The organism is Aeromicrobium sp. (assembly GCF_025965075.1).
Lineage (GTDB): Bacteria > Actinomycetota > Actinomycetes > Propionibacteriales > Nocardioidaceae > Aeromicrobium.
Genome location: NZ_JAOPXQ010000103.1, coordinates 1 through 5,381, shown reverse-complemented (window position 1 = coordinate 5,381; position 5,381 = coordinate 1). Strand labels below are relative to the sequence as shown.

General features: G+C 69.8%; 8 protein-coding genes. 7 read left to right on the top strand and 1 reads right to left on the bottom strand.

Annotated elements, in window-relative coordinates; all coding sequences use genetic code 11:
- The 4 genes from JWQ91_RS06915 to purQ form a co-directional block, all read left to right on the top strand.
- A partial coding sequence (locus tag JWQ91_RS06915) for a hypothetical protein (protein ID WP_297782127.1) occupies positions 1-292 on the top strand: 292 nt, incomplete at its 5' end.
- A gap of 59 nt (positions 293-351) precedes the next feature.
- Complete coding sequence (locus tag JWQ91_RS06910; RefSeq protein ID WP_297782126.1) at positions 352-1,908, top strand: long-chain fatty acid--CoA ligase; 1,557 nt, start codon at positions 352-354, stop codon at positions 1,906-1,908.
- Positions 1,909-2,137: 229 nt separating this feature from the next.
- Entirely contained in the window at positions 2,138-2,383 is a 246-nt protein-coding gene (gene purS, locus JWQ91_RS06905) for a phosphoribosylformylglycinamidine synthase subunit PurS (protein WP_297782125.1), read from the top strand.
- On the top strand, positions 2,380-3,051 hold the full coding sequence (gene purQ, locus JWQ91_RS06900; RefSeq protein WP_297782124.1) for a phosphoribosylformylglycinamidine synthase subunit PurQ: 672 nt from the start codon (positions 2,380-2,382) through the stop codon (positions 3,049-3,051). Before purS ends, purQ begins: the two co-directional genes overlap by 4 nt.
- Before the next feature lie 85 nt (positions 3,052-3,136).
- Here purQ and JWQ91_RS06895 read toward each other — a convergent pair whose 3' ends face one another.
- Positions 3,137-4,420 carry an MFS transporter gene (locus JWQ91_RS06895; protein WP_297782123.1) on the bottom strand — a complete coding sequence of 428 codons (1,284 nt, stop codon included), beginning with the start codon at positions 4,418-4,420 and terminating at the stop codon, positions 3,137-3,139.
- A 59-nt stretch (positions 4,421-4,479) separates the two neighbouring features.
- Between JWQ91_RS06895 and JWQ91_RS06890 the strand changes: the two genes are divergently transcribed.
- From JWQ91_RS06890 to JWQ91_RS06880, 3 genes are all read left to right on the top strand, one after another.
- A complete protein-coding gene (locus JWQ91_RS06890) occupies positions 4,480-4,698 on the top strand; it encodes an SCO4848 family membrane protein (RefSeq protein ID WP_297782122.1) in 219 nt (72 codons plus the stop codon).
- A 14-nt stretch (positions 4,699-4,712) separates the two neighbouring features.
- Entirely contained in the window at positions 4,713-4,991 is a 279-nt protein-coding gene (locus JWQ91_RS06885; protein WP_297782121.1) for a GNAT family N-acetyltransferase, read from the top strand.
- A 160-nt stretch (positions 4,992-5,151) separates the two neighbouring features.
- The coding region (locus JWQ91_RS06880) for a DEAD/DEAH box helicase (RefSeq protein ID WP_297782120.1) at positions 5,152-5,381 on the top strand (230 nt) is incomplete at its 3' end.

The window sequence follows — 5,381 nt, the reverse complement described above, 5'->3', positions numbered from 1 at the left end:
GTCGGTCGGACAGACCTGGGTCGACGTGACCGTGCCCGGCCTGCGGCCGCTGATGGAGACGACCGTGCTCGAGCGACCGCACACCTGGACCGAGGTGGGGCGCTGGCACGGCATCGACGCGACCCTCACGTTGGACTTCTCGCCGGACGGCGGGGGCTGCCTCGTGGTCCCCACCTTCCGGGTGACCGGTGTCGGCGCGGCCCGGCCGGTCGCGTACGCCGTCGACAAGGTCGCCGTCCTCGGGGTCTACCCCGACCTTCGCCGGGCGGCCAATATCCTCGCCGGCCGGTGACGTCCCTCGCGACTGCTGAGTAGGTTGGGCGGCACCACCCGACCTGCCTGGAGGCGCCCGTGTACAACCTGTCGACCCTGCTCGAGGACAGCGCCCGCCAGCACCCGGACCGCGACGCGGTGGTGCTCGGGGACGGCCGCCTCACCTACGCCCAGGTCAACGGCGCGGCCAACCAGGTCGCCAACCTGCTAGTGGAGCGGGGGGTGCAGCCCGGCGACAAGGTCGCCCTGTCGTGCCCGAACCTGCCCTACTTCTCGATCATCTACTACGGGATCCTCAAGGCCGGCGCGACCATCGTGCCGCTCAACGTGCTGCTGAAGCCGCGCGAGGTGGCCTACCACCTGGCCGACTCGCACGCCAAGGCGTACTTCGCGTTCGAGGGCACCCCGGACCTGCCGATCGGCGAGTCCGCGTGGGAGGGCTTCCAGGCCACCGACACGTGCGAGGAGTTCTTCCTGATCCGGATGGACGCCAAGTGGCCCGAGCCGCTGTCCCCGCCGGAGTACTTCGCGCCGCTGGTCGCCAAGCAGCCCACGACGTTCGAGACCGTCGCGCGCGACGACGACGACACCGCGGTGATCCTCTACACCTCCGGCACGACGGGCCAGCCCAAGGGCGCCGAGCTGCGCCACCGCAACATGCGCGACAACGCGCTGGCCGGCAAGGACCTGTTCGGCGCGGACGGGACCCGCCCCGACACGTACCTCGGTGTCCTGCCGCTGTTCCACTCGTTCGGGCAGACCGTGATCCAGAACGGTGCCTTCGCCTTCGGGGGCACGGTCGTGATGCTGCCGCGCTTCGAGGCCAAGGCCGCGCTCGACCTGATGCTCGCCAACGAGGTGACGTTCTTCGCCGGCGTCCCGACGATGTACTGGGGCCTGCTGGCCGCGCTCGACGACTCGATCGACGTCGGGACCCTCGCTTCCAACCTACGGGTCGCCGCTGCCGGTGGCGCGGCGCTGCCGGGCGAGATCCACAAGCAGTTCAAGGAGCGTTTCGGCGTCACGATCCTCGAGGGCTACGGCCTGTCGGAGACGTCGCCTGTCGCCTCGTTCTCCCGCTACGGCGAGGAGCCGCGGGTCGGCTCGATCGGCGTCCCGATTCCCGGCGTCGAGATGAAGCTCATCAACGACGACTGGTCCGACGTCGAGCCCGGGCCGGACGCGGTCGGCGAGATCGCGATCAAGGGCCACAACGTCATGAAGGGCTACCACGACCGCCCCGAGGCGACCGCCGAGGCGATCAAGGACGGCTGGTTCCGCTCCGGCGACCTGGCCAAGAAGGACGAGGACGGCTTCTACTACATCGTCGACCGGTCCAAGGACATGATCATCCGCGGCGGCTTCAACGTCTATCCGCGCGAGATCGAGGAGGTGCTGATGGAGCACCCCGCGGTGTCGCTGGTCGCGGTCATCGGCGTGCCGCACGAGTCGCACGGCGAGGAGATCAAGGCCGTCGTCGTCAAGGAGAAGGACCACGACGACGTCACCGAGGCCGATCTCGTGGCGTGGGCCAAGGAGCAGCTCGCGGCGTACAAGTACCCCCGCGTCGTGGAGTTCCTCGACGAGCTGCCGATGACCTCCACCGGCAAGATCCTCAAGCGCGAGCTGTCCTAGGCCGCAGGCCAGGACAGCGCTGAGGCGCGATGTAGTTCGCATCGACGAGCGTCCGCCGCAGAGGCTGAGCTCGCGGCGCGAGTCTCGTCGATGCGACCTACGTCGCGCGTCAGCTCGTGCAACCCGCGCGTCAGCGGGTGCAACCCGCGCGTCGGCGGGTGCAACCCGCGCGTCGGCGGGTGGTGTCGGCGCCGATAGACTGGCGTCACCGACCATCCAAGGAGCGTCCGTGGCCCGCGTCATCGTCGATGTCATGCCCAAACCCGAGATCCTCGACCCCCAGGGCAAGGCAGTCCACGGAGCCCTCCCGCGGCTCGGCTTCCACGCCGTGACCGACGTCCGCCAGGGCAAGCGGTTCGAGCTCGAGGTCGAGGCCGCCGACGAGGCGACGCTCGCCGAGGTCCACCAGCTCGCCGAGACGCTGCTGTCCAACCCCGTCATCGAGGACTACGCGATCCGGGTCGAGGGCGCATGAAGATCGGCGTCGTCACCTTCCCCGGATCGCTCGACGACGTCGACGCGCAGCGCGCCGTCCGTCTCGCCGGTGGTGAACCGGTCGCGCTGTGGCACGGCGACCACGACCTGCAGGGCGTCGACGCCGTCATCCTGCCGGGTGGCTTCTCCTACGGGGACTACCTCCGCTGCGGCGCGATCGCCCGCTTCGCCCCGGTCATGACCGAGGTCGTCGCGGCGGCCAAGGGTGGCATGCCCGTCCTGGGCATCTGCAACGGCTTCCAGATCCTGTGCGAGTCGCACCTGCTGCCGGGCGCTTTGATCCGCAACGACCACCGCACGTTCATCTGCCGCGACCAGACGCTCCGGGTCGACAACGCCTCGACCGCGTGGACGTCCGACCTGTCGGCCGGCCAGGAGATCGTCGTGCCGCTCAAGAACGGCGAGGGCGGATACGTCGCCGACGAGGCGACGCTCGACCGGCTCGAGGGGGAGGGCCAGGTCGTGTTCCGCTACGTCGGCGGCAACCCCAACGGCTCGCTGCGCGACATCGCCGGCATCACCAACGAGCACGGCAACGTCGTGGGGCTCATGCCGCACCCCGAGCACGCCGTCGAGGATCTCACGGGACCCGGGACGGACGGCCTCGCGCTGTTCACCTCGGCTCTCTCGGTCCTCGTGTCCCGCTGAGCTCGTTCCTGTCGGCGGGGCCACCCACACTCGTGGCATACGTCGCGCTGTTCGCCGCATCAAGCACCTGACGATCGCTCCCTAGCTACATCGGCAGCGGGACGGTCGGGTCCGCGCGGCGGGACGCGCGCCGCGTCGACGAGCCGAGGACCCACGACAGGACCGCGGCAACGGCGCACAGGCCCGCACCGCCGAACCAGGCCAGCGAGTAGCTCCCGGTCTGGTCCCGGATGACCCCGGCGACCAGGGCCGCCACGGCGGCGCCGAGCTGGTGGGAGGCGAACACCCAGCCGAAGACGATCGTCCCGTCCTCGCCGAAGATCTCCCGGCACAGCGCGACGGTCGGCGGGACCGTCGCGACCCAGTCGAGGCCGTAGATCACGACGAATGCCACGATGCTGGGGCGCACGCTGGACGACAGCAGCGTCGGGAGCAGGACCAGCCCGACGCCGCGGAACAGGTAGTAGCCGGCGAGCAGGAGCCGCGGGTCGTACCGGTCGGTGAACCAGCCCGACGCGATCGTCCCGACGATGTCGAAGATGCCGACCACCGCCAGCAGCCCGGCGGCGGTCGTCTCGGACATCCCGTGGTCGTGCGCGGACGGGATGAAGTGGATGCCGACCAGCCCGTTGGTCGTGGCACCGCAGATCGCGAACGCCGCCGCGAGCGCCCAGAACGCCGGCACCCGGGACGCGCGGCGCAACCCGTCGACCGCACGTCGGGCGGCGCCGCCGGTCTCGCGCGCGGGCGCCTCCCACTCGGCCGGGGCGCCGTACGGCCTCAGGTCGCGGTCCTCGGGGAAGTCGCCGATGAACCGGACGACGAGCGGCACGACCAGCAGGGCCGCGCCGGAGATCACGAGCGAGGCGACGCGCCACCCCGCCGACTCGGCCAGCACCGCGACGATCGGGAGGAAGACGAGCTGCCCCGTCGCGCCACCGGCGGTGAGGATGCCCATCACGAGCCCGCGGCGCTCGACGAACCACCGGTTGGCGATCGTCGCGGCGAACACCATCGCCATCGAGCCGGTGCCGAGCCCGATCAGCACGCCCCACGTGATGAGCAGTTGGAACGACTCGGTCATGAAGACCGTGAGCCCGCTGCCGAGCGACACCATCAGCAGCGCCACGGTGGTGACGGTCCGGATGCCGAACTTGTCCATCAGGGCCGCGGCGAACGGGGCGGTCAGCCCGTACAACAACAGGTTGATGCTGACCGCCAGTGACATGACGCTGGTCGACCAGCCGAACTCGTCGTGCAGCGGGACCATGAGCGCGCCGGGGGCGGCCCGGAACCCGGCGGCCCCGACGAGCGCGACGAACGCGGTGACGGCGACGAACCACGCCGGGTGGATGCGAGGACGGGTCATGACCGGCTCAGAATACTGACCGGCGAACGGCCTCCGGGTGGGACTGAGACAATCGGGGCATGGATCTCCCCGTCATCTGGTCACTCGTCCTCATCCTCACCGCGGTGTGGAACTTCGTCATCTGGCCGCCGTTCCTGCGCCGGATCCTGGCGGACGAGCGCTCGCGCGACACGGCCGGCAAGGCCACGACGTTCCTGCGGGTCCACACGATCCTGATCGGCATCTCGCTGGCCCTCGCCGTTGCGGTCGGTGTCCTCGGAATCCTGACGCTCGTCTGAGCGTTGGGACCGGCATGAGCCACGAGGTCACGTACAACCAGGACAAGCAGCGCTACGAGATCTACGTCGACGGGACGCTCGCCGGCCTGACCCAGGCGCGCGAGGACGGCGACGTCATCGTCTTCCCCCACACCGTCGTGTTCGACGAGTTCGAGGGCCAGGGCCTGGCGAGTCGACTCGTCGCCGGCGCGCTCGACGACGTACGCACCAGGGGCAAGAAGATCGTCGCGGAGTGCCCCTACGTCGCGCGGTTCGTGGAGAAGCACCCGGAGTACGCCGACCTGCTGGTCTGAGAGTGCCGTCACACGCGCTCGATGCGGGGGAAGCGGCGCCCGACTGATAGTATGTGAACACGTGAACGCGCCTATCCGCGCTTGTTCCGGCCCGACGAAGTAGCGCAGTCCTTGCGCGAAATGGTTTTGCGGGCATCGTCCCCAAACGTCTGAGAGTGTCTTGAATCAGCCTGCCGGCAGCCCTGTGCTGCCTACCTTCTCCACCCTTTCCCTTCCCGACGCACTTGTCACGACGCTCGCGCGTCAGGACATCGTCAACCCCAGCCCCGTCCAGCTTGCGGTCATCCCCGACGCGCTGGCCGGACGCAACGTCCTCGGCCGTGCTCGCACCGGCTCGGGCAAGACCCTGGCCTTCGGCCTGCCGGTCCTGACCCTCCTCGCGGGCCGCAC

Bases quoted from the DNA above. Each gene is read 5' to 3' on its own strand.
- JWQ91_RS06895 (WP_297782123.1), bottom strand. From the start codon at position 4,420: ATGACCCGTCCTCGCATCCACCCGGCGTGGTTCGTCGCCGTCACCGCG.
- purQ (WP_297782124.1), top strand. From the start codon at position 2,380: ATGAAGATCGGCGTCGTCACCTTCCCCGGATCGCTCGACGACGTCGAC.
- JWQ91_RS06885 (WP_297782121.1), top strand. From the start codon at position 4,713: ATGAGCCACGAGGTCACGTACAACCAGGACAAGCAGCGCTACGAGATC.
- JWQ91_RS06890 (WP_297782122.1), top strand. From the start codon at position 4,480: ATGGATCTCCCCGTCATCTGGTCACTCGTCCTCATCCTCACCGCGGTG.